The 25,566-nt window shown below is 65.8% G+C and carries 30 protein-coding genes; 13 read left to right on the forward strand and 17 right to left on the reverse strand.

The genetic code is table 11. The features are described 5' to 3' along the window. The first annotated feature begins 57 nt into the window (after window positions 1-57). On the forward strand, window positions 58-1,947 hold the full coding sequence (locus tag E3U47_RS16430; protein ID WP_134692738.1) for a TonB-dependent receptor domain-containing protein: 1,890 nt from the start codon (window positions 58-60) through the stop codon (window positions 1,945-1,947). Here the strand turns inward: E3U47_RS16430 and E3U47_RS16435 are convergent. The 12 genes from E3U47_RS16435 to nrdR form a co-directional block, all read right to left on the reverse strand. Then, on the reverse strand, window positions 1,925-2,737 hold the full coding sequence (locus E3U47_RS16435; protein WP_134692739.1) for a cobalamin-binding protein: 813 nt from the start codon (window positions 2,735-2,737) through the stop codon (window positions 1,925-1,927). The two genes, E3U47_RS16430 and E3U47_RS16435, sit on opposite strands and share 23 nt — an antisense overlap. Window positions 2,738-2,740: 3 nt before the next feature. Continuing rightward, complete coding sequence (locus E3U47_RS16440) at window positions 2,741-3,160, reverse strand: MFS transporter (RefSeq protein WP_134692740.1); 420 nt, start codon at window positions 3,158-3,160, stop codon at window positions 2,741-2,743. Continuing rightward, window positions 3,157-3,774 carry a GTP cyclohydrolase II gene (ribA, locus tag E3U47_RS16445; protein ID WP_167659496.1) on the reverse strand — a complete coding sequence of 206 codons (618 nt, stop codon included), beginning with the start codon at window positions 3,772-3,774 and terminating at the stop codon, window positions 3,157-3,159. Before ribA ends, E3U47_RS16440 begins: the two co-directional genes overlap by 4 nt. 166 nt (window positions 3,775-3,940) lie before the next feature. Continuing rightward, the gene (locus E3U47_RS16450; protein ID WP_134692742.1) at window positions 3,941-4,684 is read right to left on the reverse strand and encodes an ABC transporter substrate-binding protein; all 744 of its coding nucleotides are present in this window, start codon (window positions 4,682-4,684) and stop codon (window positions 3,941-3,943) included. 16 nt (window positions 4,685-4,700) lie between these two features. After that, window positions 4,701-5,204, reverse strand: coding sequence for a phosphatidylglycerophosphatase A (locus tag E3U47_RS16455; RefSeq protein ID WP_023632630.1), 504 nt, complete (start codon window positions 5,202-5,204; stop codon window positions 4,701-4,703). Beyond that, entirely contained in the window at window positions 5,201-6,157 is a 957-nt protein-coding gene (gene thiL, locus E3U47_RS16460; RefSeq protein ID WP_134692743.1) for a thiamine-phosphate kinase, read from the reverse strand. The genes E3U47_RS16455 and thiL overlap by 4 nt, the downstream gene beginning before the upstream one ends. 18 nt (window positions 6,158-6,175) lie before the next feature. Continuing rightward, window positions 6,176-6,676, reverse strand: coding sequence for a transcription antitermination factor NusB (gene nusB, locus E3U47_RS16465; protein WP_134692744.1), 501 nt, complete (start codon window positions 6,674-6,676; stop codon window positions 6,176-6,178). After that, window positions 6,673-7,149, reverse strand: a complete 477-nt coding sequence (ribE, locus tag E3U47_RS16470; RefSeq protein ID WP_103448796.1) for a 6,7-dimethyl-8-ribityllumazine synthase — start codon at window positions 7,147-7,149, stop codon at window positions 6,673-6,675. Before ribE ends, nusB begins: the two co-directional genes overlap by 4 nt. A gap of 91 nt (window positions 7,150-7,240) precedes the next feature. Beyond that, entirely contained in the window at window positions 7,241-8,332 is a 1,092-nt protein-coding gene (gene ribBA, locus E3U47_RS16475) for a bifunctional 3,4-dihydroxy-2-butanone-4-phosphate synthase/GTP cyclohydrolase II (protein ID WP_134692745.1), read from the reverse strand. Window positions 8,333-8,350: 18 nt separating this feature from the next. After that, a complete protein-coding gene (locus E3U47_RS16480) occupies window positions 8,351-9,016 on the reverse strand; it encodes a riboflavin synthase (RefSeq protein WP_134692746.1) in 666 nt (221 codons plus the stop codon). Between the two features lie 54 nt (window positions 9,017-9,070). After that, complete coding sequence (ribD, locus tag E3U47_RS16485) at window positions 9,071-10,198, reverse strand: bifunctional diaminohydroxyphosphoribosylaminopyrimidine deaminase/5-amino-6-(5-phosphoribosylamino)uracil reductase RibD (protein ID WP_134692747.1); 1,128 nt, start codon at window positions 10,196-10,198, stop codon at window positions 9,071-9,073. 2 nt (window positions 10,199-10,200) lie between these two features. Further along, the gene (gene nrdR / locus E3U47_RS16490) at window positions 10,201-10,665 is read right to left on the reverse strand and encodes a transcriptional regulator NrdR (RefSeq protein WP_009685710.1); all 465 of its coding nucleotides are present in this window, start codon (window positions 10,663-10,665) and stop codon (window positions 10,201-10,203) included. 105 nt (window positions 10,666-10,770) lie between these two features. On the opposite strand from nrdR, the gene E3U47_RS16495 reads away from it, so the two are divergent. The 3 genes from E3U47_RS16495 to trxA are packed head-to-tail and all read left to right on the forward strand — an operon-like array spanning window position 10,771 to window position 12,800. Continuing rightward, complete coding sequence (locus E3U47_RS16495; protein WP_134692748.1) at window positions 10,771-11,223, forward strand: YbaY family lipoprotein; 453 nt, start codon at window positions 10,771-10,773, stop codon at window positions 11,221-11,223. Then, on the forward strand, window positions 11,224-11,883 hold the full coding sequence (locus tag E3U47_RS16500) for a methyltransferase (protein WP_134692749.1): 660 nt from the start codon (window positions 11,224-11,226) through the stop codon (window positions 11,881-11,883). Window positions 11,884-11,912: 29 nt separating this feature from the next. Beyond that, window positions 11,913-12,800 (forward strand): thioredoxin, encoded by an 888-nt coding sequence (trxA, locus tag E3U47_RS16505; RefSeq protein ID WP_134692750.1) that lies wholly within the window; start codon window positions 11,913-11,915, stop codon window positions 12,798-12,800. Between the two features lie 26 nt (window positions 12,801-12,826). Here trxA and E3U47_RS16510 read toward each other — a convergent pair whose 3' ends face one another. Beyond that, on the reverse strand, window positions 12,827-13,171 hold the full coding sequence (locus tag E3U47_RS16510) for a hypothetical protein (RefSeq protein WP_134692751.1): 345 nt from the start codon (window positions 13,169-13,171) through the stop codon (window positions 12,827-12,829). Between the two features lie 135 nt (window positions 13,172-13,306). Here E3U47_RS16510 and E3U47_RS16515 point away from each other — a divergent pair, with 135 nt between their 5' ends. The 5 genes from E3U47_RS16515 to E3U47_RS16535 all read left to right on the forward strand — a co-directional run bounded on the left by E3U47_RS16515 (window position 13,307) and on the right by E3U47_RS16535 (window position 17,175). Further along, window positions 13,307-13,861: a DUF2796 domain-containing protein gene (locus E3U47_RS16515; protein WP_134692752.1), complete on the forward strand. Its 555-nt coding sequence runs from the start codon at window positions 13,307-13,309 to the stop codon at window positions 13,859-13,861. Then, on the forward strand, window positions 13,862-14,572 hold the full coding sequence (locus E3U47_RS16520; RefSeq protein ID WP_134692753.1) for an ABC transporter ATP-binding protein: 711 nt from the start codon (window positions 13,862-13,864) through the stop codon (window positions 14,570-14,572). Continuing rightward, window positions 14,572-15,837 carry an ABC transporter permease gene (locus tag E3U47_RS16525; protein ID WP_134692754.1) on the forward strand — a complete coding sequence of 422 codons (1,266 nt, stop codon included), beginning with the start codon at window positions 14,572-14,574 and terminating at the stop codon, window positions 15,835-15,837. Before E3U47_RS16520 ends, E3U47_RS16525 begins: the two co-directional genes overlap by 1 nt. An 8-nt stretch (window positions 15,838-15,845) precedes the next feature. Next, the gene (locus tag E3U47_RS16530) at window positions 15,846-16,382 is read left to right on the forward strand and encodes a DUF3299 domain-containing protein (protein WP_134692755.1); all 537 of its coding nucleotides are present in this window, start codon (window positions 15,846-15,848) and stop codon (window positions 16,380-16,382) included. A gap of 109 nt (window positions 16,383-16,491) precedes the next feature. After that, complete coding sequence (locus tag E3U47_RS16535; protein ID WP_134692756.1) at window positions 16,492-17,175, forward strand: OmpW family protein; 684 nt, start codon at window positions 16,492-16,494, stop codon at window positions 17,173-17,175. Window position 17,176: 1 nt separating this feature from the next. Here the strand turns inward: E3U47_RS16535 and E3U47_RS16540 are convergent, their stop codons facing one another. Next, the gene (locus E3U47_RS16540; RefSeq protein ID WP_134692757.1) at window positions 17,177-18,394 is read right to left on the reverse strand and encodes an MFS transporter; all 1,218 of its coding nucleotides are present in this window, start codon (window positions 18,392-18,394) and stop codon (window positions 17,177-17,179) included. Window positions 18,395-18,493: 99 nt separating this feature from the next. On the opposite strand from E3U47_RS16540, the gene E3U47_RS16545 reads away from it, so the two are divergent. After that, complete coding sequence (locus tag E3U47_RS16545; RefSeq protein ID WP_134692758.1) at window positions 18,494-18,934, forward strand: helix-turn-helix domain-containing protein; 441 nt, start codon at window positions 18,494-18,496, stop codon at window positions 18,932-18,934. A gap of 36 nt (window positions 18,935-18,970) precedes the next feature. Here the strand turns inward: E3U47_RS16545 and E3U47_RS16550 are convergent, their stop codons facing one another. Further along, window positions 18,971-19,903, reverse strand: coding sequence for an NAD-dependent epimerase/dehydratase family protein (locus E3U47_RS16550; protein ID WP_134692759.1), 933 nt, complete (start codon window positions 19,901-19,903; stop codon window positions 18,971-18,973). After that, window positions 19,896-20,780: a sugar nucleotide-binding protein gene (locus E3U47_RS16555; protein WP_134692760.1), complete on the reverse strand. Its 885-nt coding sequence runs from the start codon at window positions 20,778-20,780 to the stop codon at window positions 19,896-19,898. The genes E3U47_RS16550 and E3U47_RS16555 overlap by 8 nt, the downstream gene beginning before the upstream one ends. A 180-nt stretch (window positions 20,781-20,960) precedes the next feature. On the opposite strand from E3U47_RS16555, the gene E3U47_RS16560 reads away from it, so the two are divergent. Next, on the forward strand, window positions 20,961-21,803 hold the full coding sequence (locus tag E3U47_RS16560) for an alpha/beta hydrolase (RefSeq protein WP_134692761.1): 843 nt from the start codon (window positions 20,961-20,963) through the stop codon (window positions 21,801-21,803). A 126-nt stretch (window positions 21,804-21,929) separates the two neighbouring features. On the opposite strand, the gene E3U47_RS16565 is transcribed toward E3U47_RS16560, so the two are convergent. After that, complete coding sequence (locus E3U47_RS16565) at window positions 21,930-22,742, reverse strand: helix-turn-helix transcriptional regulator (protein WP_134692765.1); 813 nt, start codon at window positions 22,740-22,742, stop codon at window positions 21,930-21,932. A 181-nt stretch (window positions 22,743-22,923) separates the two neighbouring features. Here E3U47_RS16565 and E3U47_RS16570 point away from each other — a divergent pair, with 181 nt between their 5' ends. Both E3U47_RS16570 and E3U47_RS16575 read left to right on the forward strand, forming a co-directional pair. Then, entirely contained in the window at window positions 22,924-24,366 is a 1,443-nt protein-coding gene (locus tag E3U47_RS16570) for a sodium:alanine symporter family protein (RefSeq protein WP_134692762.1), read from the forward strand. A gap of 75 nt (window positions 24,367-24,441) precedes the next feature. Continuing rightward, entirely contained in the window at window positions 24,442-25,431 is a 990-nt protein-coding gene (locus E3U47_RS16575) for an asparaginase (RefSeq protein WP_134692763.1), read from the forward strand. Window positions 25,432-25,566: the final 135 nt, after the last annotated feature.

A 25,566-nucleotide genomic window follows, 5' to 3' on the forward strand; every position in this document is an offset into this window, starting at 1 on the left:
GCCATATCGCGGGGCAAGTCGCATCGGTGCGCCGATGCGACTTGCCCCGCGATTGCAATGGAACTGCCCATGAAGATCCGCGCCCTCCCCCTGCTCTGCCTTCCCGCCGCCGCCCTGGCCGCCGAACCCTCCCGCGATGACGCCCTCAAGCTCCCCGACGTGCTGATCAGCGCCAGTCGCCAGGTCGAGTCGCGCACCGCCACCAGCGCCGCCAACACGGTGTTCACCCGCGCCGACATCGACCGCCTGCAACCAAGCGGCGTTACCGACCTGCTGGCCCGCGTTCCCGGCGTACAAGTGGCCCCCACCGGTGGCCGCGGCAGCCTGCCCGGTATCTTCATTCGCGGCACCAAGGCGGCCCAGACCCTGGTACTGGTCGACGGCGTGCGCATCGCCAACGCCACCTCCGGCGACAGCGGCCTGCAGTTCCTCGACGTCGACCAGATCGAGCGGGTGGAGGTGCTGCGCGGCTCGCGTTCGGCGATGTACGGCAGCGACGCCATTGGTGGGGTTATCCAGATCTTCACCCGCCGTGGCGATGGCCTGGGCCTGCAACCGCGCCTGCGCCTGGCCGCCGGCAGCAACCAGACCTGGCAACGCAGCCTGGGACTGTCCGGTGGCAATGGCGCGACTCGTTTCAACCTCGGCGCCAGCCTGGACGAGACCGCCGGTATCGACGCGACCGGCCCCTCTTACGCCAGCGACGGCGACCATGACACCTATCGCAACCGCTCGCTGAACCTGAGCCTGAGCCATACGTTCAACGAACGCTTCGAAGCCGGCCTTAACCTGCTCGACAGCCATGGACGCTCTGCCTACGACAGCCCCTACGGCCGCTATGACCTGAAGACCGGTGCTTTTTCTGCACAAAAACCTTATACCGACTTCAACGTCAGCAGCCTGGGCACCTGGCTCGACGCTCAGCTCACCGACGCCTGGCATTCCCGCCTGGAGCTGGGACACAGCGAAAACCGCGATGACAAGCGTGACAAGCTCAGTACCGAACACATCGTCTATAACACCTACCGCGACCAGGCAACCTGGCAGAACGAACTGACGCTCAACGAACGACATCAACTGATGCTCGGCGGCGACTGGTATCAGGACCGTTTTCACGGCACCGAGACATTCGACGAGGACAGCCGCTGGAACCGCGCCGTGTTCGCCCAGCATCGTTTCCAAGGCGAGCACTTCTCCAGTGAGCTTGGGCTACGCCACGACGACAACCAGCAATTCGGCAGCCAAACCACCTGGAGCGGTAGCCTGAGCGTGCCGCTGGATACGCGCAATGACCTGCTGCTGTCGTACAGCGAAGGCTTCCGTGCACCGACTTTCAACGATCTGTACTTTCCGGACTACGGCAACCCAGATCTCAAGCCGGAACATTCGAAGAGCTATGAGCTGCAATGGCGCAGCCAGCTGACCGACAGTAGCCACCTGGAAGCCTCCCTGTACCGCACCGATCTGCGCGACGCCATCAATTACGACGCCAAGGCCCGTCGGCCTGGCAACATCGACAGTGCTCGCATCAACGGCCTGGAGCTTTCGCTGCAACAGCAATGGGGCAGTTGGACCTCGCAACTGGGCCTGGCAGTGATCGACCCGCGCGACCGCGAAACCGGCCATACCCTGTCCCGCCGTGCACGGCGAACCCTGAGCCTGGACCTGGACCGTCAATTCGACCGCTTCAACGTCGGTGCGAGCTGGCAGGCTGTCAGCAGCAGCTACAACGACGAGGCCAACAACGACGCCATTGGCGGCTATGGCCTGCTGGGCCTGCGTGGCGGCTGGGCAGCCAGCCGGGAATTGAAGCTCGACCTGAAACTCGACAACCTGCTGGACAAGCGCTATGGCCGCACGCTCTACAGCTACCAGAGCAACAGCTACGGCTACCGCGAGGAAGGCCGCACCTGGCTGCTGAGCCTCACCTGGACACCGGCGCTCTAGCCTTGAGCAGCGCGCACAGACGGGCGGTGGCCTCGATCATCTGCCCGCTGGGCCGTTCCAGGCCCTTGTCTGGCACCACCAGCAAGCGCTCAGCCTTCACGGCGCTCAACTGCGGCCAGTTGCGCCAACTGGCCAGTTGCGCTGAATCTCCTGCCAGGATCACCTCAGGATCGCGCAGCAGCACCGACTCCACACTGACTTGCGGTGCGGGCTGGGTCAGGTCATCGAACACATTGCGCGCCCCACAGACACGCAAGGCGTCACTGACCACCTGGCGCCCACCCAGGGTGTACAGCGGTTTGTCCCAGACTTGGTAGAACACCCGCAGGGGCACTTCACGTCGGTAGTGTTCACGCAGCCTGTGCAACTGCTCGCGCAAGCTGGCGGCATAGGCGCGGCCTTGCGCGTCACGTCCGATGCGCTGAGCGATGGCTTCGATCTGCTCGATCAACTGGTCCAGGTCGCCGGGCTCGCCACTGAACATGGCAATGCCCAGGCGTCTGAGCTGGTCGCGTTGCGCAGGTGCCACGCTTCCAGGCCAGAGCAGCAGCAGGTCGGGCTTGAGGCTGAGCAGGCGCTCCATGTCCAGCTGGCCATGGCGACCGACGGAGGGAAGGCTGGCCAGTGCCTGCGGTCGTTCACCGCCGTCGAGCACGCCGACCAGCAGGTCGCCGGCCGCAAGCTCGAGCATGACCTCGGTCATCGACGGCGCCAGGCTGATCACGCGCGGCTGGGCTTCGGCCAAGGCGCCGCAACACAGTAAAGCGACAGCGGCGAGAAGCGCCCGCATCAATCAGCCCAGCTGACGCGGAATGCGGTAGAGGTACAAGATCACCACGGTGGCCAGCGCCAGCAAGATCTGCGGCACCGCCTCCAGCCCCACCAGCACCGACAACGCCGCCACCCAGGCCGGGAAGCAGGCGAACAACATGGCTAGGCGTCGCACCCGGGCCAGCTCGATCCAGGCACCGGGTTCTTCCGGTGTGCCCAGTTGCTTGTCGGTGGCGATCAGTGTCCGTTTGTAGGCGCCGAAACGCGGCAGGCTGAGGAACATGGTCGCAGCCCCGGCGATGAACAGCGGCATGGCCAACACCGGGATCAACGGCTCGCCGCCGCCGAACGCCCAGGCCATCACCGGCAACGGCACCAGGCCCACGGCCAGGTACTGCCACCAGGCCAGGGCCAGCCGACGCTTCACCTCGCCGCGGGTCACGCCTGGGGCACCTCGCCCTGGTGCTTGTTGCCCATCATGTGGCCAAGCTTGTCGGCCTTGGTGGCCAGGTACAGGCGGTTGTGCGGGTTATGGCCGGTGTGCAGCGGCACGCGCTCGGCCACCTTGATGTTCATGTCGGTGAGCGCCTTGACCTTGCGCGGGTTGTTGGTCATCAGCCGCAGCGACTTCACGCCCAGATGCTCGAGCATCGGCAGGCACATGCCGTAGTCGCGCTGGTCGGCGGCAAAGCCCAGGCGCTCGTTGGCCTCGACGGTGTCGGCACCGCCGTCCTGCAGCTCGTAGGCACGAATCTTGTTCAACAGGCCGATGCCACGGCCTTCCTGGCGCAGGTACAGCAGCACGCCACGGCCTTCGCGGGCGATGGCCTGCAGCGCGGCTTCCAGCTGCGAACCGCAATCGCAGCGCTGGCTGAACAGCGCGTCGCCGGTCAGGCACTCGGAATGCAGGCGCCCCAGCACCGGCTCGCCGTCGGCGATGTCACCCAGGCTGAGCACCACGTGCTCGCGGCCAGTGGCTTCGTCGAGGAAGCCATGCATGGTGAAGATCGCAAAAGGGGTCGGGAGTTTAGAGGCGGCAACAAAGACGACGGGCACGTTGTGCTCCTGGAAAGTAGGAATATTCAGATCGGCCGATTGTATCAGCAGCCCGGCACAGGTGCGCAGGCTGAATATCGCGGTTTAAGATCGAAAAGTTCGATGCCTATGGGCCTGGTCACGTAGCTGGCGAGCTCCCACAGGGCTACCATCCAGCCTTGTGTTGTCAGTGAGGCTGGCTGTCATTGGTGAACGGATACGGCTGCTTCCAACGCTCGAAGATCGGCTTCAGTTCGCCGCTGCGCACCAGCACCTCCATGCGCTGGTCGAACAGCTCGCGCAGGGCCTTGCCCTGCTCGCTGCGGGCGAACGCCAGGTACAACGGCAACTCGGCCACATGGGTACGGCGCAAGCGCGCGGGGTCGGGCGCCTGGCCGAGCACATAGTCGACCTCGGCCAGCGCATCGATGTAGAAGTCGACCCGATCATGCTCGAGCATCGGCAGGATACCCTCGCGGCGCTGGATCTCACGGAAGTTGTGGATATTGGGCAGGTAGCTGGCGTAGTCATAGCCGCGTACCCAGGCCAGGCGGTACTGGCCCAGGGTTTCGCGCGTGGGCACCGGCTTGCCCACCAGGCCCAGGGCATAGATATGATCCTGGTCGAAGTACCAGCGCGGGTAGAGGTTGTCGTCGTTCTCGTCCTTGTACGAACCAACCCAGGCATCCGCCTCGCCACGTTTCACCAGCCCGACGGCGCGGCTGTAGGGCGCGCTTTGCGCCACGACCTTGACCCCGGCCGGTTCGAACACCTTGCGCAACACATCCCAGGCCAGCCCGGTGCCGTCGGCATTGGTGTAGTCGATCCAGGCCTCGCTGACCAGGCGCACCTGCGCCGGCGCCTCCTGGGCCATCACGCCCGGCCCCGCGACCAACAGCACCAATGCCAGTAGTACAGCCCTCAGGCCCATGGCAACGCTCCCTGTGTCAGGCCACCGCCCACACCAGCACCTGCATGCCCAGCCAGGCGAACACACCGGCCAGGATATCGTCGAGCATGATTCCGAAACCACCATGCACATGGCGGTCGACCCAGCGGATCGGCCACGGCTTGAGGATGTCGAAGAAGCGGAACATCAGGAACCCCGCCAACAGCCACTGCCACCCCTCCGGCACCAGCCACAGGGTGATCCACATGCCGACGATCTCGTCCCAGACGATGCCCTCATGGTCGTGCACGCGCAAGTCGTTGGCCACTTTGCCGCACAACCATACGCCGAACAGCATGCTGATGCCCAGCAGCAGCCAGTAGCCCCAGTCGGGGAGCATTTGCCACAGCGGGATGAACGGCAGCGCCACCAGCGAGCCCCAGGTGCCCGGCGCCTTGGGCAAGGTGCCGGAGCCAAAGCCGAAGGCAATGAAGTGCCATGGGTTGCGCCAGACCGAAGGCGGAACGAACTCCGCAGGCACCTGGTTGGGGTGGTCGGTCACGGTGTCTCCCTAAAATGTTGATAGCCCCGTTGCATCGGGGTGATGTCCTGGCCTTGCGGGTCACGCAAGGTGACTCCCTGGCCTTCCAGTACACAGCCGATGACGTGCACCTCACGGGCCAAGGCGGTCAGCGCGCTTTCCGGCATGGTGAACGCCAGCACATAGTCGTCACCACCGGTGAGCGCGGCCTGCAGCGCCGCTTCACGGCCGAGCAACGCCTGTAAAGGAGCAGACACGGGGACCTGCGCCAGGTTCACCTGCAGCGCAACGCCGGACGCCTTGGCGATATGCCCGCAGTCGGCCAGCAGGCCGTCGGAAATATCCAGCGCCGCCGTGGCCAGGCCGCGCAGGCGCTCGCCCAGTTGCAGTTGCGGCAAGGGCGACCAGTAATGCTCGAGCAATGGCCCGGCCACATCGGCAGCCGCCTCGCGCTCGCCCAGCACCAACGGCAAGGCCCCGGCCGCATTGCCCAAAAAGCCACCGACACACAGCAGGTCGCCCGGCTGCGCGCCGCCGCGGCGCAGCGCCTGGCCGTTCGGCACCCGGCCGAACACGGTCACGGTGATGCTCAACGGGCCGCGGGTGGTGTCGCCACCGATCAGGCTGATGCCGCAGCGCGCGGCCATGCGGCCAAGGCCATCGGCAAAGCCGGCAAGCCATTGCGCGCCGACCTGGGGCAAGGTGAGGGCAAGGGTGAAGCCGATCGCCGTGGCGCCCATGGCCGCCAGGTCGCTGACCGCCACGGCCAGCGAGCGCTGGCCGAGCAGCAACGGGTCGCAGACTGCGGGAAAATGCACACCGGCCACGAGCGTGTCGGTGGAGATCGCCAACTGCTCGCCGGCAGGCAGGTCCAGCAGGGCACAGTCGTCGCCGATCCCCAGGGCCACGCCCTCGCCGCCCTGCGCACAGGGCGCGGCGGCGAAGTAATGACGGATCAGCTCGAACTCACCCATGGCTGCTCAGCGCCGCGATCAGCGCTTGTTCGCCTTGACTTCCGCCTCACGCAGACGCGGAGCCAGCTTGTCGAGCACGCCGTTGACGAACTTGTGGCCATCGGTGGCACCGAAGACTTTCGCCAGTTCGACACCTTCGTTGATGACCACGCGGTACGGCACGTCGACGCGCATCATGAACTCCCAGGCCGACAGGCGCAGCACGGACAGCTCGACCGGGTCGAGTTCTTCCAGCGGGGTGTCCAGGCAAGGTTTGAGCGCTTCGTCGATCTCGACCTTCTTCGCCGGGACCCCGTGCAGGATCTCGCGGAAGTAGGCACCGTCCACGTCAGAGAAATCGTTATCGACCCGGAACTGCGCTTCCACTTCGTTCAGCGAGTGCTTGGCCATGTGCCACTGATACAGCGCTTGCGTGGCGAGCTTGCGGGCTTCGCGACGCTTGGCGCTCTTCGACGGCTTGCCGGCATCCGCAGGTTTTGGATCGCGCGGGTTGAAACGATCGCTTTCGTCGCTAATCACTTGGCCTCCAACTGCGCCAGCAGGCTGACCATTTCCAGGGCGGACAGGGCAGCTTCACCGCCTTTGTTGCCAGCCTTGGTGCCGGAACGCTCGATGGCTTGCTCGATGGAGTCGACGGTCAGCACGCCGAAAGCCACCGGTACACCGAACTCCATGGACACCTGGGCCAGGCCCTTGGTGCATTCGCCCGCCACGTATTCGAAGTGCGGGGTACCACCACGGATCACGGCACCCAGGGCGATGATCGCGTTGTACTCGCCTTGCTGGGCGACCTTCTGCGCCACCAGCGGGATTTCGAACGCGCCCGGGGCACGGATGATGGTGATGTCGCTTTCGCTGACACCGTGGCGTACCAGGGTATCAACGGCGCCGCTTACCAGGCTTTCGACGACGAAGCTGTTGAAGCGGCCAACCACCAAAGCATAGCGACCTTTGGGGGCGATGAAGGTACCTTCGATGGTCTTCAGGGTCATTCCGATGTTCTCATCTTCAAGAGCGAGGCCGCGCTGCGGCGGCCTCGGGAGGGTTTGGACTCGAGCGGGAGGGCGATCAGGCCGCCTCAAGTCACTCGGAGGGCACGTATTCTACAACTTCCAGATCGAATCCGGATATCGCATTGAACTTCATTGGCGAACTCATCAGGCGCATCTTGCGCACACCGAGGTCGCGCAGGATCTGCGAACCGGCACCGACGGTACTGTAGGTGGTCGGCGTCTTGCTTGGCGCGTCGCCCGCGCTTTCGCGGATGTGCGCCAGCAGCACGTCGCCGTCCAGCGGGTGGCCCAGCAGCAGGACCACGCCGCTGCCGGCCTCGGCCACCGCGCTCATTGCCGCGCGCAAGCTCCAGCGGCCCGGCTGCTTGACCATCAGCAGGTCACGCAGGGGGTCCATGTTGTGCACGCGCACCAGGGTTGGCTCCTCGGCGCAGATCTTGCCCAGGGTCAGGGCCATGTGCACGTCGCCTTCCACCGCGTCACGGTAGGTAACCAGGTTGAACTGGCCCAGTTCGCTGTCCAGCGGCTGCTCGGAGACGCGCTGCACGGTGCGCTCGTGGATCATGCGGTAGTGGATCAGGTCGGCGATGGTACCGATCTTCAAGCCATGCTCGGCGGCGAACACTTCCAGCTCGGCGCGGCGCGACATGGTGCCATCGTCGTTCATCACTTCGCAGATCACCCCACTCGGCTCGAAACCGGCCATGCGCGCCAGGTCGCAGGCCGCCTCGGTGTGGCCAGCGCGAGCCAGGGTGCCGCCGGGCTGGGCCATCAGCGGGAAGATATGACCGGGGCTGACGATGTCGTCGGCCTTGGCGTCCTTGGCTGCGGCGGCCTGCACGGTGCGCGCGCGGTCCGCGGCGGAAATGCCGGTGGTGACACCTTCGGCGGCCTCGATCGACACGGTGAACTTGGTGCCGAAGCCCGAGCCGTTGCGCGGGGCCATCAACGGCAGCTTGAGGGTTTCGCAGCGCTCGCGGGTCATCGGCATGCAGATCAGGCCACGGCCATGCTTGGCCATGAAGTTGATGTGCTCGGCCTGGCAGCACTCGGCGGCCATGATGATGTCGCCTTCGTTCTCACGGTCCTCGTCGTCCATGAGGATGACCATTTTGCCCTGGCGGATGTCTTCGACCAGTTCTTCGATGCTGTTGAGCGCCACGCGGCACCCCCTTCTCAATCAGGATTTCAAGAAGCCGTTGGCGGCCAGGAAGCTTTCGGTGATGCCACTGCCCTTGTTCGGTTCGGCGGCCTTGTCGCCCAGCAGCAGACGCTCCAGGTAGCGGGCCAGCAGATCGACCTCAAGGTTCACCCGACGCCCTGGACGGTAGTCGGCCATGATGGTTTCGGACAGGGTGTGCGGGACGATGGTCAACTCGAACTCGGCGCCATCGACCTCGTTGACCGTCAGGCTGGTGCCGTCGACGGTGATCGAGCCCTTGTGGGCGATGTACTTGGCCAGCTCTTTCGGCGCCCGCACGCGGAACTGGATGGCGCGGGCGTTATCGGCACGCGAGACGATCTCGCCGACGCCGTCGACATGGCCGCTGACCAGGTGGCCGCCCAGGCGGGTGGTCGGGGTCAGGGCCTTTTCCAGGTTGACCCGGCTGCCGCTCTTGAGGTCGACCATGGCGGTGCGCTTGAGGGTCTCGACGCTGACATCGGCCCAGAAGCCATTGCCGGGCAGCTCGACGGCGGTCAGGCACACACCATTGACGGCGATGCTGTCGCCGAGCTTGACGTCGCCCAGGTCGAGCTTGCCGGTTTCGACATAGACGCGCACGTCACCGCCCTTGGGGGTGAGGCTGCGGATGGTGCCGATGGATTCGATGATGCCGGTGAACATGCTGTTCTCCTCAAGTACGGGCTGCGCCACGATCAGTACGGCGCAAGCCAGGCATTATACGCCGGTGGCCGGCAGGGGGATGGCAGTGACCCGCCAGTCATCGCCGACCGCGCGCATTTCGGTAATTTTCAGCCGCGGCGCCTCGCTCATTTTCGACAAGGGCCAGTCCAGCAGCGGACGGGCATCGGAGCCGAGGAAGGTACCGGCAACGAACAACTGGTACTCGTCGACCAGGCCCTGGCGAGCGAAGGCGCCGACCAGGCCGGCGCCAGCTTCCAGGAGGATTTCGTTGACGCCACGCCCGGCCAGCACCCGCAGCAAGGCAGGCAAGTCGACGCGGCCGTCGCTGCCGGGCAGGTCGCACAGCTCATGACCGGCGGCGGCATAGCGAGGGTCCTCGCCGGCAGCGGTCACCACCAGCGCCGGGCCGGCCTGGAAGAACGGCGCGTCCAGCGGCAGTCGCAGACGCCCGTCGATGAGCACGCGCAGCGGCGGGCGCGACACGGCCAGGGCGGTGAGTTCATCATCCAGGCCCAGTTCCGCGCCGCGCACGGTCATCCGCGCGTTGTCGCACAGCACGCTCTCGGCGCTGGTCAGCACCACGCTGGAACGGGCGCGCAGGCGCTGGACCGCGGCACGGGCGGCGGGACCGGTGATCCACTGGCTCTCGCCACTGGCCATGGCGGTGCGACCGTCCAGGCTCATGGCCAGCTTGGCCCGCACGAACGGCAAGCCATGCTCCATGCGCTTGAGAAAACCGGGGTTGAGGGCGCGAGCTTCAGCTTCGAGCACACCGCTGGCGACCTCGATGCCGGCCTCGCGCAGACGGCGCAGGCCATTGCCGGCCACTTGCGGGTTGGGGTCCTGCATGGCCGCCACCACCCGCGCCACGCCTGCCTTGACCAGCGCCTCGGCGCACGGCGGCGTGCGGCCATGGTGGCTGCAGGGTTCGAGGGTCACGTAGGCGCAGGCGCCCTGGGCGCGCTCGCCGGCCTGGCGCAGCGCATGCACCTCGGCGTGCGGTTCGCCGGCGCGCACGTGCCAGCCCTCGCCAACCACCTCGCCGTCGCGCACGATCACACAGCCTACGCGCGGATTGGGGTGGGTGCTGTAGAGGCCCTTGCGGGCCAGTTCCACGGCCCGGGCCATGTAGTGGGCGTCGAGAATGGCTTGGCTGGACATGCTTACTCTTTGGCTGGCTCGCGGGCCAGGCGGTCGATTTCTTCGCGGAACTCGTCGAGGTCCTGGAAACGCCGGTAGACCGAGGCGAAACGAATGTAGGCGACTTCGTCGAGCTTGCGCAGCTCGGCCATCACCATCTCGCCGACCACCAGCGACTTCACCTCGCGCTCGCCGGTAGCGCGCAGGCGGCTCTTGATATGCGCCAACGCCGCTTCCAGGCGCTCGACGCTGACCGGACGCTTTTCCAGCGCGCGCTGCATGCCGGCACGCAACTTGTCTTCGTCGAAGGGCTGGCGGGTGCCGTCCTGCTTGATCAAGCGAGGCAGAACCAGCTCGGCGGTTTCGAATGTGGTGAAGCGCTCGCCGCAGGCGACGCACTCACGGCGGCGACGCACCTGTTCGCCCTCGGCGACCAGGCGCGAGTCGATGACCTTGGTGTCGTTGGCACCGCAAAAGGGACAGTGCATGGTGGCAGGCAACAAAAAAAGGGAGGGCCATGGTAGCGCATTGCACTGGCAAGACAAGCCAAAGGGGTTACCATCCATGCAAATCTGCCCGTGAAGGATCATCCCATGCACTATCGAGCGCTCGTCGTGCTGTGCTGCGCCGCCCTGCTCGCCGCCTGCGGCAGCGACCGGCCCAAGCCCGAACAGGCCCCACCGCCAGCACCGGCCAAGGTGGCGAAGAAAGCCCAGCCGTTGGGGCCACTGCCAGCCTACCAGCGCGAGCTCAGCGGCACCCTGATGGATATTCCCGCCGGCGCCGACGTGGAACTGGCCCTGCTGGTCATCGATGACCGCGGCCGCCCGCAACGCCTGCTGGCCAGCAGCAACCTGACCGGCACCGGCCAGGCCCTGCCCTACCAACTGCGGTTCAACCCCGAGGCCTTCCCGGCCGGTGCCCGTGTCGAGCTGCGCGGCCGCGCCAGCCGCTCCGGCCAGTTGATCCTGCACCTGCAACCGGTACGCATTGCCCAGGCACAAACCCAGGCCACCGGCCCGCTACACTTCGAAAAGGCCCCATAAATGGCCCCGCACGCCCTGCAACAGGCCCTCAGCGGCCTGATCGGCGAAGCGCGGCTGGTGATCAGCGAACTGCCCGGCTGCGCGCTGAAGCTCTGGCTGATCGACGACCAGAACATGGACCGGGCCTTCAGCAGCGAGGAAACCCGGCGCATCCTCGAAGAGCCGCCCTACTGGAGCTTCTGCTGGGCCAGCGGCCTGGCCATGGCGCGCTACCTGGCGCAGCACCCGCAGTGGGTGCGCGGCAAGCGGGTGCTGGATTTCGGCGCCGGCTCGGGCATTGCCGGGATCGCCGCCGCCCATGCCGGCGCGCGGGAGGTGGTGGCCTGCGACCTCGACCCACTGGCCCTGGACGCCTGTCGGGCCAATGCCGAGCTCAATGGCGTCGAACTGGGCTACAGCAGCGATTTTTTCGCCGAGGCCGACCGCTTCGACCTGATCCTGGTGGCCGATGTGCTGTACGACCGCGCCAACCTGCCGCTACTGGATGCGTTCCTCAGCCGTGGCCGCGAGGCGCTGGTCGCCGATTCGCGGGTCCGCGACTTCAGCCACCGGCTGTATCGCCCGCTCGGGGTGCTCGAAGCGCTGACTTTGCCAGACCTGGCCGAGCCGCACGAATTCCGCCGGGTCAGCCTGTACCACGCCAGCCGCGAGCCTTTATAGTGGGGGCATTCACGTTTGCGAGAGTCACGATGAACCAAGCTCCTGTCAACACAAGCCTGCCGTACATCTTCGATGCCACAGATGCCACCTTCCAGCAGTTGGTCATCGAGAACTCCTTCCACAAGCCGGTGCTGGTCGACTTCTGGGCCGAGTGGTGCGCGCCATGCAAGGCGCTGATGCCGCTGCTGGCGAAGATTACCGAGGGCTACCAGGGCGAGCTGCTGCTGGCCAAGATCAACTGCGACGTCGAGCAGCAGGTCGTCGCCCAGTTCGGTATCCGCAGCCTGCCGACCGTGGTGCTGTTCAAGGATGGCCAGCCGGTTGACGGTTTTGCCGGCGCCCAGCCTGAATCAGCCATTCGCGCCATGCTCGAGCCCCACGTGCAGATGCCCGCCGCGCCTGTCGCCGCGCCGCTGGAGCAAGCCAAGGCGCTGTTCGCCGAAAGCCGCTTCAGCGAGGCCGAGGCGCTGCTGCAGGTGCTGCTGGGTGAAGACAACAGCAACGCCGAGGCGCTGATCCTCTACGCCCGCTGCCTGGCCGAGCGCGGCGAGCTGGGCGAGGCTCAGGTGGTGCTCGACGCGGTCAAGACCGACGAGCACAAGGCAGCCCTGGCCGGCGCCAAGGCCCAGCTGACCTTCCTGCGCCAGGCCGCCACGCTGCCGGAGGCCGCCGAGCTGAAGAGCCGCCTGGCGCAGAACCCCCAGGACGACGAGGCCAGCTACCAGCTTTGCATCCAGCAACTGGCGCGCCAGCAATATGAAGCGGCGCTGGATGGCCTGCTGAAGCTGTTCCAGCGCAATCGCGCTTATGAGAATGGCTTGCCGCAGAAAGCCTTGCTGCAGGTGTTCGAACTGCTCGGCAACGAGCATCCGCTGGTCGGCGTGTACCGTCGCAAGCTGTCCGCTGCGCTGTTCTGAGGTTGTTGGGGCTGCTTTGCAGCCCCTCACCCCACCCAGTGATACACCGGTGCATCCGCGCCGCTTTCCACCTTCACCTCGCTGCTGTGGCGCAAGCGCACCAGCAATCGCTTGCCTGCGGCGACGCTGCCAGCCAGCCCCTCCAGACGCTCCAGCAACTGCGGCCCACTCATTTGCCCCGCTTCGCGCAGCACCTCGCGCGCGGCCAGCCACTGCCCGTCATCCTGGCGCGGCGCTGGGCCGGCGCTGGCCTGAACGGTCTCGACCACGGCAGGCGCCGTCAGCCGACGGCCAAGCTGAGCCCACTCCTCAGGCGCCAGCTCGATAGTCAGGTCCACCGGCCAATCACCGATCTGTCCACGAATTCTCACGCTGTTTTCCTCGATCCCGGGCTTGAATGCCGCCATGCTCCCATGAACATGAAACCTGCGCCAGGCAGGCTGGCGGCGCGGAGAAAAATTGTTATAACATTACTAAATTATTCCAAGCCGCCTGTGGAGCCTTCCATGCGTCGTCTGTTGCTCGCCCTGCCCTTTGCCCTGCTTCCCCTGGCCGTGGCCCATGCCCACGACGACCATGATCACGACCATGCCCATGGCTCCCTCGGCGCCCATGAGCATGGAGTGGCCAAGCTCAACGTGGTGGTCGACGGCAACACCCTCGAACTGGGGCTGGACAGCCCGGCGATGAACCTGGTGGGCTTCGAGCACGCGGCCAGCACCGATGCCGACAAAGCCAAGGTCAGCGCCGCCCGCCAGCAGCTGGAACAACCGCTGAAACTGTTCGGCCTGGCCCAAGGCGCCGGTTGCGCGGAAGAAAACCAGGAACTGGAGAGCCCGCTGTTCGAGGCCAGCGACAAGCCGGCCCACGGCCACCAGCACGCCGATGTCGACGCCCACTACCAACTGACCTGCGCCAACCCCGACAAGCTCACCGGCATCGACCTCGCGCCGCTGTTCAAGACCTTCCCGCAAACCCAGAAGATCACCGTGCAGCTGATCGGCCCGCACGGCCAGAAAGGCGTGGATGCGACGCCCGCCAAGGCCGTGGTCGAATTCTGAATGAGCCAGCCGCTGATCGAACTGCGTGACCTGCTGTTCGCCTGGCCCGGCCAGGCGCCGCTGCTGGATATCCCGGCATTGCGCCTGGAGGCTGGCGAGGCGCTGTTCCTCAAGGGCCCCAGCGGCAGTGGCAAGACCACCCTGCTGGGCCTGCTCGGCGGCGTCAACCGCCCAGGCCAGGGCAGCATCCAGCTACTCGGCCAGGACTTGGCGAGCTTGCGCCAGGGCGCCCGCGATCGCTTCCGGGTCGATCATACCGGCTACATCTTCCAGCAGTTCAACCTGCTGCCGTTTCTCTCGGTGCGCGAGAACGTCGAGCTGCCCTGCCGCTTCTCGAAAAGCCGGGCGGCGCGGGCCTGCCAACGCCATGGTGGCATCGATCAGGCCGCCGTCCATTTGCTGGCCCACCTCGGCCTGGACGACCCAGCATTGCTCGCGCGCCGCGCCGACAGCCTGTCGATCGGCCAACAGCAGCGCGTGGCCGCCGCTCGCGCGCTGATCGGCCAGCCGGAACTGGTAATCGCCGACGAACCCACCTCGGCGCTCGATGCCGACAACCGCGAGGCCTTTATCCGCCTGCTGTTCGACGAATGTCGCGCGGCCGGAGCCAGCCTGCTGTTCGTCAGCCACGACCAGAGCCTAGCGCCACTGTTCGACCGCCATCTGTCGCTGGCCGAGCTCAACCGCGCCGCCACGCCCCGGGAGGCCTGATGTACCTGCTCCGCCTTGCCCTGGCCAGCCTGGCCAACCGCCGTTTCACCGCCCTGCTCACCGCCTTCGCCATCGCCTTGTCGGTGTGCCTGCTGCTGGCGGTGGAGCGGGTACGCACCGAAGCCCGCGCCAGCTTCGCCAGCACCATCAGCGGCACCGACTTGATCGTCGGCGCGCGCTCGGGGTCGGTGAACCTGCTGCTGTACTCGGTGTTTCGCATCGGCAACGCCACCAACAACATCCGCTGGGACAGCTACCAGCATTACGCCCAGGATCCCCGGGTGAAATGGGCGATCCCCATCTCGCTGGGCGACTCGCACCGGGGCTACCGGGTGATGGGCACCACCGCCGACTATTTCAGCCATTACCAGTACGGTCGCCGCCAGCACCTGGCGCTGGACCAGGGCCGGCCATTCGCCGACGACCCATTCGAAGTGGTACTCGGCGCCGAAGTCGCCGAGGCGCTGCACTACAAACTGGGCGACACCTTGGTGCTGGCCCATGGCGTCGCCGCCATCAGCCTGGTCAAGCACGACGACAAGCCCTTTACCGTGGTCGGCGTGCTCAAGCGCACCGGCACGCCAGTGGACCGCACCCTGCACATCAGCCTGGGCGGCATGGAGGCGATCCATATCGACTGGCACAACGGCGTGCCGGCCCGTGGCGCCGGGCGCATCAGCGCCGAGCAGGCGCGTGGCATGGACTTGCAACCCAGCGCCATCACCGCCTTCATGCTCGGGCTCAACAGCAAGATCGCCACCTTCAGCCTGCAGCGCGAGATCAACGAGTTCCGCGGCGAGCCGCTGCTGGCGATTCTCCCCGGCGTGGCCCTGCAGGAGCTGTGGAGCCTGATGGGCACCGCCGAGCAGGCGCTGTTCGTGATATCGCTGTTCGTCGTGCTGACCGGCTTGATCGGCATGCTCACCGCCATCCTCACCAGCCTCAACGAGCGCCGCCGGGAAATGGCCATCCTGCGCTCGGTAGGCGCGCGGCCCTGGCATATCGCCGGGTTGCTGGTGCTCGAGGCACTGGCCCTGGCATTGTCGGGCATCGCCGCCGGGCTTGGCTTGCTGTATGCCGGCATTGCCCTGGCACAGGGCCATGTGCAGGCCAATTACGGACTGTACCTGCCATTGGCCTGGCCAAGCGCCCATGAGTGGACGCTGCTGGCTGTCATCCTTGGCGCGGCGCTGCTGATGGGCAGCGTGCCGGCCTGGCGCGCCTACCGGCAGTCGCTGGCCGATGGCCTGTCGATCCACCTTTGAGAATGCCCATGACCCTGCAAGCCCGCGCCTACCCAGCCTGGATACTGCTCGCGCTACTGTGCCTGCCCGTTGCCTGCTGGGCGGCGGAACCTCGCGAACTGGACTGGCCCGCACTGATCCCCGAGGGCGCGCCGATCATCCCGCCGCAACTGACGCCCCTGCACGACCTGTCGCAGATCAGCGACGCGCTGTCCGCCGAGGCCGCCCCCGCGGCCCGCCAACAGGCGCCCGACGCCCCGGTAGTGAAAGCCCTGGACGGCCAGGCGGTGAAGCTCCCCGGCTACATCGTGCCACTGGAGGTCAGTGACGAGGGCCGCACCACTGAGTTCCTGCTGGTGCCCTACTACGGTGCCTGCATCCATGTGCCGCCGCCACCGTCGAACCAGATCGTGCACATCTTCAGCGAAATGGGCGTGCGAATCGAGGACCTCTACCAGCCGTACTGGATCGAGGGCACCCTGAGCGTCAAGGCAAGCAGCAGCGAGCTGGCCGATGCCGGTTACCAGATGGAAGCCGAGAAAATCTATGCATATGAGCTGAAGTGAGCACAGTTGCCAGCCAATGACGTGCCTTCGTTGAGCTGGGTCAAACTTTCTGTTTAGTCAGCTTCGTACCATTGGACTACTCGATTACTCACGTCCTCTGGGAGCTTCCATGAACAAGTCCTTGCTCGGTGCCTCGCTCGTCGCGTTGGCGCTTGCAGCCCCTGTTGCCCACGCCCACAAGGCTGGCGATTTCATCGTCCGCGCCGGTGCCGCCACCGTCTCGCCCAACGAAGACAGCAGCGCACTGAAACTCAACGGCGCCAAGGTCTCGGGCACCAAGGCAACCGTGGACAGCGACACCCAGCTGGGCCTGGCCTTCGCCTACATGCTCACCGACCATATCGGCCTCGAGCTGCTGGCTGCCACGCCGTTCAAGCACACCGTTGGCGTGAAAGGCCTGGGCGGCGGCCTGGACGGCAAGCTGGCCGACATCAAGCAACTGCCACCGACGCTGTCGCTGCAGTACTACCCAATGGCACCTTCCTCGAAGTTCCAGCCTTACGCTGGCGTGGGCATCAACTACACCCTGTTCTTCGATGAAGACCTGAGCAGCAACCGCAAGGCCCAGGGCTTCAGCAACATGAAGCTGCAAGACTCGATCGGTATCGCCGGCCAACTGGGCATGGACTACATGATCACCGACAACCTGCTGTTCAACGCCGCAGTCTGGTACGTCGACATCGATACCAAAGCCACCATCGACGGCCCGACTGCCCTGGGCGTCGGCAAGACCAAGGTCGACGTCGACCTCGACCCTTGGGTCTACATGGTCGGTATCGGCTACAAGTTCTGATTCAACGCCTTGCGCAGGTGCCAGCCTTGCTGGCGCCTGCGCAAGGCTGCTGGAACCACCAGCAGCACCCGGCCAACACGCTGATCCCCGCACCCAACCCGCATACCGCCAACCATCCCCACTGGCCATACACCCAGGTCGCCGCCACGGCGCCCAGGCCACTGCCCACCGAATAGCAGCACATGTAGGCGCCGATCAGGCGGCTGGCGATCTCGCCGCGCCCAGCCAACAGCAAGCTCTGGCTGGTCACATGCACCGCCTGCACCGCCAGGTCGAGCAGCACCACCCCGATCACCAGCGCCACCAGCGACTGCTCGAGCAACGCCGTGGGTAACCAGGACAAGGTCAGCAACCCCAGCGCCAAGCCGCTGATGCGCCGCCCCTGGCCCTGGTCGGCCAGGCGTCCGGCACGTGATGCCGCCAGGGCGCCGGCGATGCCAGCCAGGCCGAACAGACCGACCTGGGTGTGATCGAGCGCCAGTGGCGCCGCGCTCAAGGGCAATACCATGGCGCTCCAGAGCACGCTGAAGGCGGCGAACACCAACAACGCCAACAGCCCGCGCTGGCGTAGCAGGCGATCATGCCGGTACAAGCCAAATACCGACCCCAATAGCGCCCAATACCCCTGGCGCGCGCCTTGTGACGGCGCGGTGGGTAAGCGCCAGGCCAGCACCCCGGCCATCAGCAGCGTGAGCCCCGCGGCGCCGAAGTAGACCCCGCGCCAGCCGATCCAATCAGCCACCAGCCCCGACACCAGGCGAGCCAGCAGGATGCCCAGCACCACGCCGCTGGTAACAGTGCCCACCGCCTGCCCTTGTTGCGCGGGGCTGGCCAGGGTGGCGGCGTGCGCCACCAGCACCTGCACCACCACCGCCACCAACCCAACCAGGGCCACGGCCCCCAGCAACATCGCCCAGCGCGTGGCCAACGCCACCGCCAGCAAGGCCCCGGCCGCGACCAGCAACTGGGCAATGATCAACCGACGGCGGTTGAGCCGATCGCCCAGCGGCACGATCAGCAGCAGGCCCAGGGCGTAACCCGCCTGGGTCATGCCCACCACCAGGCCCGCATGGGCGGGGTTGATACCGAAGCTGGCCGCCATCGACTCCAGCAGCGGCTGGGCCAGGTATACAGTGGCAACAGCCAGCGCGCCGGCCGTCGCCAGCAGCAGGGTCAAGCCGCGACTGAGCGCCTGAGGTGCAGTGCAGATGCTGGTCATCAGGAATCCCTTGGCCAATCTGGTTTCAAATTAAAACCACAAAGTGGATTTCTAGCAAATCCGGTTTTAATCTGCAACCACATACCACGGAGGTCCGCGATGCTCGATGAACACAATCAACAATGCCCGGTGGCCCGCGCGCTGGAAGTGCTTGGCGACCGCTGGGCACTGATGATCCTGCGGGACGCTTTCGACGGGTTACGGCGCTTCAGTGAGCTGCAAAAAAACCTGGGGCTGGCGAAGAACATCCTCGCCGGGCGACTGAAGCTGCTGGTGGAGGCTGGTTTGCTGACGCAGCAGCCTGCCTCCGATGGCAGCGCCTACAAGGAATACGTGCTCACCGACAAGGGGCGCTCGGTGTTTCCGCTCGTGGTCGGTCTACGCCAGTGGGGGGAGCGGTTTATGTTCGAGACCGGCGAGACACGCTCGCAACTGGTGGATGATCGCGAACAGCCCTTGGAGACCCTGCAGGTAAGGGCCAAGGATGGGCGGGTGCTGAAACCAGAGGATTGCCGGCGGCGAGTGGTCCGCCATGGGTGATACTCGGCCCTACGCGCCCCTGTAGGAGCTGGAGACTCAGGCCTTGCCCAGCAGTCGCGCCAAACCTTGGACGAAGGGGGTCGGCTCGGGGAACGCGAAGCGCGCCAGCAACCGCGTGTTGTCCGCCCGTGAATGACGGATATCACCCGAGCGCGCCGGGCCATGACTGACCGCCGGCAGGCTGCCAACCACTTGCTCCAGCGCCTTGAGCAACTGGTTCAGCGAAGTGGCCTGGTTCAGGCCGATATTCACCGCGCCCTCGTCCACCGTCGGCAGCTCCAGCGCCTGGATCATCACCTGCACCAGGTCACCGACATACAGGAAGTCACGGGTCTGCTCGCCGTCGCCGAACACCATGATCGGTTTGCCGCGGGTGGCGCGCTCGCAGAAGATGCTGATCACCCCGGAGTACGGCGAAGACGGGTCCTGGCGCGGCCCGAATATATTGAAGAAGCGGAACACCACCGGCTCCAGGCCATGCTGGCGACGGTAGAAGTCCAGGTACTGCTCGCTGGCCAGCTTGTCCACGGCATAGGGGGTCAAGGGCGCCTTGGGCGTGTCCTCGGCGATCGACTGGCCTTCGCCGTTGTTGCCGTACACCGCCGCGCTGGAGGCGAACAGCACCCGCCGTACGCCGCTCAGGCGCATGGCTTCGCAGACGTTGAGGGTACCGATGAAGTTGCTCTGGTGAGTCTTGACCGGGTCTTCCACCGAGGCCTGCACCGAGGCCACCGCAGCCAGGTGCACCACCGCCTGGCAACCAACGGCGGCACGCGCCACCAGGGCCGCGTCGGCGACATCGCCCTCGAGCAGCTCCAGGCGCGGATGGCCCAATTGCAGGTTTTCACGCTTGCCGGTCGACAGGTCGTCGAGCACGCGCACCGCGTAGCCTTTTTCCAGCAACGCATCGCACAGGTGGGAGCCAATGAAGCCGGCACCGCCGGTGATCAGGATGGGGGCGTCAGCCATGTCGGTAGAAACGGTCCAGTAGGGGCGGCAAGCCGGCGCGCCAGGCACGCGGCTTGATGCCGAAAGTATGAAGGATCTTCTTGCAGGCCAGCACCGCATGTTGCGGCTCTTCACTGGCATCCGGGCGCGCGGCGTGAGCCTGGGCGGTCGGCGCCTGCACAGCCAGCTTGCGCCACTGCCCAGCCTCGGCAAGGATCGCCTGGCCCAGTGCCAACGGCGTGGTGGCCTCGTTGCCTGCGTAATGATAGGTGCCCCACAGCGGCGCCTGGCAGTCGAGCTGCTTGAGCACCGAGAGGATCACCCGCGCGGCGTCGTCCACCGGCGTCGGATTGCCGCGCCGGTCATCGGCCAGCAGCAGTTCCTGGGGCTGCTCGGCGCGGGTCAGGAAGCGCCCGAGGGCGCCATCGAGGCTTTCATCCAGCAGCCAGCCGAAGCGCAGCAGCACATGCTGCGGGCAGGTGGCGCGCACGCTCTGCTCGATGCGCCATAGCGCCTGGCCGCGCAGGCCGAGCGGCACCGGTTCGTCCTTCTCGCTGTAGGCGGTGGCCCGCGAACCGTCGAACACCCGGTAGCTGGACGGCTGCACCAGGATCATCTCGTGGTGCTGGCACAGCTCGGCAAGCCGCTCCACCGCCCGCTCCTGCTGGGCCAGGCGCGGCTCGCTGACGGCCTCGGCCTGGAACCAGTCGAAGTAATAAGCCAGGTTGATGACAGCATCCGGGCGCTGTTCGTCGAGCAGCAGGGTCAGGCTGGCCGGGTCCCAGCCGTGCTCCGGCGGACGCGGCGCCAGGAAGGCGATGTCTTCCTCGGCCCCGAGGCGAATCAGCGCTTGCCCGAGGGCATTGCCACCACCCAACAGCATCAGGCGCATACGCATAGAGTCAACAGGTCCGCTCAGGTCGAAGGAGGAAGCGGCCATTTTGCTGTTTCCTACAGGGGAAGTCCAACGCAGCCCCGGCCATGCGCCCGTTGCGCGTCGATTTGTCCGCCCCGCCGCGCTGTTCCGCCTTGGCCGTCAGCTACTTATACTGCGCCATGCATGTTCAAGGAGACGCACATGGACACCGAGTCGATCCTCCCGCAGCGCAGCCAATGGCAATTCGATGAACCTGCCCCCGGCACCGAGCGGTTCATCGAGGAACGTTTCAACGGCTACCGCCAGCAGGCGCGCCTGCTGCTGCCGCTGAATGAGCAGGCGCCAACCGCCTTCGTCATTGGCGGCGCGCGCTCGGACTTCACCCGGCTCAACCCACTGCTGTACCGTTTGCAGCAACAGGGCATCGGCTCGCTGACCGGTAATCTGTCCGGCCACAGCCTGGCCAGCGAACCCGGTGCCCGGGAGGCCTCGCTGGCCAGCAACCTCGATGAAGCCCTACGCTTTCACCAGTGGCTGGACACCCGCAGCGATACCCTGATCGGCCACAGCCTGGGCGCGGCCATCGCCCTGAAGCTGGCGGCGCAACGCCCGAGTGTGCGCAAGCTGGTACTGATCTGCCCGGCGGTCTACCCCGATGCGGCCCACATCGCGCCCTTCGGCCCGGCGTTCACAGCGGCCATCCGCAAGCCATTCGCCTTTCTCGAATGCGACAGCTATGAATTCCTGCGCCAGTTCCAGGGCCGGGTGCTGCTGGTGATCGGCGAATACGACGGGCTCAACTCGAAAGTGCATGGCCGGGGCGCGGGTACCTCGGCGGGCACCCGGCGGCTGGCAGGGGTGGAGCGATACAGTCCGATCCCGGAAGAAGTCACTCATACACTGTTGCGCTCGGTACCGGCGCCCCACGTCGAATGCTTGATGCTGACCGACTGCGACCACGGCATTGCCGCGCACCTGCGCGAACGGCCAGAGGTGGCGGATCAGGTGGCGGCGGCGGTGGCGGGGTTCATGCTCGAGCGCTGATTGCTGGTAACCCGGGGCACTGGCGTGGGCGCGGGCTTGTCTGGCGATACCGGCGTAGCCGTGTCCTGCACCGCGGCGCCTGTTTCGCCAGCAAGGCTGGCTCCTACAGTAAGGTGTGCGCAGGGTTTATTCGATTTCGAACAGGCCGTTGCTGACCATCCCCGCGCTCAGGCGATCGCGGATGTCATCATCGATCCGTGGGTCGTCTGGCCGGTACAGTTTTATCTGGCGGAAGGCATTGATGCGATTGATCTCTTCCCCAAGGTACTCCCACACCACCCGGGTACAGGCTGGATTGCGCCGATCGCCGCTGGATACGCCGGTCTTGAGCCCATTAAGGCGGCTGATTCGACTTTTGAAGCTGGGTATGAGAATAGTCTGGCTCATCTCGTTCAGGGTCAGCGACTCGTAGTCGATCAGGAACATCCGGTCCTGCAACTGGAACGCCGCGCCCAGGTAGCGGCAGCGCACCTCGGCCTGCTGGTCGTTGCCAATGCCTCGCTCCTGGCGCTCCTGGCGCTCGAACAGGAAACTGCCGCGCTCTTCCCACAGATGCACCAGCGACACCAGGATCGACCCTGGCACCGACATGCAATTGGAGTACTCGAAGTAGTAACCACAGTAGCGCGACAGGTTGCCCGCTTCTTTATGCAGTGGCTTGAACAGTTCGCTGATCGGGTCGTCCTGCTGGCCGACGCGCTGCTCGGGGTTGCGCGCGCCGATCAGGCGGGCGAACTGTTCGGGCGGCAGCCCCAGTTCGTAATCCTCGACGCCGAAGAAGTCGCCGATGCGCTTGAGGTTGTACGCCGTCGGCCGGCTCTGGCCGCTCAGGTATTTGTTGAATTGTGCCCGGTTGATCGACAGCTGCCGGCAAACCTCGGAGATAGAGCGGTAGTGGCTGCACGCCAATTTGAGGTTGATAGCGAATTGATCGCCCATGATGCACGGGTCCAGATGATGCGAATGATGCCAGTCTAGCATCAACTCGCACCAAAATGGAGCAACCCGCGAAATTGTAACCACAGTTGTCATGGCCAACCATGCGCCCCCAATGAATAGCGGTGCGCCTGCCGTCCGCTGGTCTTTCCACGCGAAGAATAAGAATCGAGGTCATTTTTCAATGCTCGAAGCACTCAACGATTTCCTTTCGGGGAAACTCCTCATCGTGCTGATCGTCGGACTCGGCGGTTATTTCACCATCCGCTCTCGGTTCGTCCAGTTCCGCCACTTCGGCCACATGTTCGGTGTGTTCAAGGAATCCCTTCGCGGCCAGGCAGGCCAACTGAGCTCGTTCCAGGCCCTGATGCTGAGCCTGGCCGGCCGTGTCGGCGCCGGTAACATTGCCGGTGTCGGTATCGCCGTTACCCTCGGCGGCCCTGGCGCGGTGTTCTGGATGTGGGTCACCGCCCTGGTCGGCATGGCCAGCAGCTTCTTCGAATGCACCCTGGCCCAGGTCTACAAGCGTGCCGACGGCGATGGCCTGTACCGCGGCGGCCCGGCATACTACATCCTGCACGGCCTGAAGCTGCGAAGCATGGCGATCGTGTTCTCGATCCTGCTGCTGGTCACCTACGGCTTCGCCTTCATCGGCGTGCAGTCATACACCGTGACCCACTCGCTGCAGAATGCCTTCGGTTTTGACCCGAGCCGTACCGGTATCGTCCTCGCGGTCCTGCTGGCCATTACCTTCATCGGTGGCATCAAGCGCATCGCCGCGGTGTCCGACCTGCTGGTGCCGGTCAAGACCCTGGCCTACATCGGCGTGACTCTGTATGTGATCGGCACCCAGATCGAACACGTGCCGGCCATGCTGGAAACCATCTTCAAGAGCGCCTTCGGCCTCGACCCAGCGTTTGGCGGCCTGCTCGGCAGCGCCATCGTCATGGGCGTTAAGCGTGGCGTGTTCGCCAACGAAGCAGGCCTGGGCAGCGCGCCGAACGTCGCCGCAGTGGCCGCCGTGAAGCACCCGGGCGCCCAAGGCGTGGTCCAGGCCTTCAGCGTGTTCCTCGACACCTTCGTGATCTGCACCTGCACCGCGCTGCTGATCCTGCTGTCGGGCTTCTACACCCCAGGCTTCGAAGGTGACGGCATCGTCCTGACCCAGAACTCGCTGGCCGCCGTGGTCGGTGACTGGGGGCGCTTGTTCGTCAGCGTCGCGCTGTCGCTGTTCGTCTTCACCTGCATCCTCTACAACTACTACCTGGGCGAGAACAGCCTGCAGTTCCTCAGCCGCAACCGTATCGTGCTGATGATCTTCCGCGGCCTGGTGCTGGCACTGGTGATCTGGGGTTCGGTGCAGAACCTGTCGACCGTGTTCGCCTTCGCCGACATCACCATGACCTGCCTGGCGTTCGTCAACCTGATCGCCCTGGCCCTGCTGTTCAAGGTCGGCCTGCGGGTGATGCGCGACTACGACGACCAGCGCAAGGCCGGTATCAAGCAACCGGTGTTCGATTCCAGCAAGTTCGCCGACCTGGACCTGGACCGCGCCGCCTGGCCGGCCAACCCGCAGGCTGCAACAGCTGCTGACAAAGCCGCCGCCCCGGCGCCAGCGCAGCACTGATACCCTGCCCTGCCACAGCCGCCCCGCTCGCGGGCGGCTGCCTCTTCCTTCGCTACATCGCTACGGAATGCTTCCATGCGTGCAGTCAAGAATCTTCTCGTCCTTTACACCGGTGGCACCATCGGCATGCTGCAGACCGCCGAGGGCCTGGCCCCAGCCGGTGGCTTCGAAGCGCGCATGCGCGAACACTTCGCCGCCTGCGGCGATGCGCCAAAGCTGCAGTGGTCGCTGCGTGAGCTGAACCCGCTGATCGACAGCGCCAACATGCAGCAGGTCAACTGGCTGGCGATGCGCGATGCCATCGTCGAGGCGGTCGAGCATGATGGCCATGACGGGGTGCTGGTGCTGCATGGCACCGATACCTTGGCCTACAGCGCCGCGGCGTTGTCGTTCCTGCTGCTGGGCCTGCCGGTGCCGGTGCTGCTGACCGGTTCCATGCTGCCGGCCGGCGCGCCGGACAGCGACGCCTGGGACAACCTGGTCGGCGCCCTGAACCTGTTCGAAAGTGGCCTGGCGCCGGGCGTCCAGCTGTTCTTCCACGGCCAGTTGCTGCATGGCTGCCGTGCGTCCAAGTTGCGCAGCGAGGCGTTCGACGCCTTCAAGGCGCTACCGCGCCAGCGCGACGGTGAACGGGCAGCAGAGCTGCCGGCTCGCCTGGATTACCGCCAGCCGCGCCAGCCTGTGAGCCTGGCCGTGCTGCCGGTGTTCCCGGGGCTTGCGGCGGGGCTGGTGCGTGGGCTGCTCGACAGTGGTATCCAGGGCCTGCTGCTGGAGTGCTACGGCAGCGGTACCGGCCCGTCCGACGATCAGGCGCTGCTCGACGTGCTGCATGATGCCCGCCAGGCTGGCGTGATGATCGCGGCGATCAGCCAGTGCCCGGAGGGAGCGGTGGTGTTCGACACCTACGCTGCTGGCAGCCGCCTGCGTGACACGGGGCTGGTCAGCGGTGGCGGCATGACCCGCGAGGCGGCGCTGGGCAAGATGTTCGCGTTGCTGGGGGCGGGGTTGGATGCTGATTCGGCTGAGCATTGGTTTGCGTTGGACCTTTGCGGGGAGCGGGCTTGAGCGCGTTGGCTGGCAGCGCATCAGCGCAAGGTGACGCGCCCCCGAACGAGCCAAGGTCTACAATTACGAGTGACAGCTTCTAGCTTCTAGCTATCAGAAGGTTACCCCCTAACTCGGCGAGCGACAGCTGCGCCC

This window comes from Pseudomonas sp. RIT623, from assembly GCF_004519305.1.
Taxonomy (GTDB): domain Bacteria; phylum Pseudomonadota; class Gammaproteobacteria; order Pseudomonadales; family Pseudomonadaceae; genus Aquipseudomonas.